Source organism: Adlercreutzia equolifaciens (assembly GCF_029076695.1).
Classification (GTDB): domain Bacteria; phylum Actinomycetota; class Coriobacteriia; order Coriobacteriales; family Eggerthellaceae; genus Adlercreutzia; species Adlercreutzia equolifaciens_A.
This window is the reverse complement of record NZ_JARFIK010000452.1, coordinates 1-296: the sequence shown is the minus strand read 5'-3', so window position 1 is coordinate 296 and position 296 is coordinate 1. Positions and strand designations below refer to the sequence as shown.

Annotated in this window: 1 protein-coding gene; it reads right to left on the bottom strand. The window is 59.5% G+C overall.

Going from position 1 to position 296, the window contains the following annotated elements; translation table 11 throughout:
• Window positions 1-60: 60 nt before the first annotated feature.
• The coding region (locus PZH32_RS13140; RefSeq protein WP_275208696.1) for a hypothetical protein at window positions 61-296 on the bottom strand (236 nt) is incomplete at its 5' end.

The following is a 296-nucleotide window of genomic DNA, read 5'->3' as shown; positions in this document are numbered from 1 at the left end:
CCTCACGCCGCGCCAGCTCCTTGAAGAGGGCTGGACGGTTAAGGTGACCTATCAGCCGAACTACGGTGACAATACGTACGCAGCAAGCGGATCGCTCGCTTCCCGCGGCGTGAGGCGCTCGATACGCGAAACGCCCTCGCCGTTCTTGATGTCGGGCACCGTCTTGCCTTCAATCTTGTGACCCTCTTTGTCCACCACGTACTCTTCGGCATCGAGGTCGGCTACCGTGGCATGACGATCGCGATAGCGTCGCTCCACGTAGAAGGCGTAATCGTCATCGGTGTAATCGCCAATCC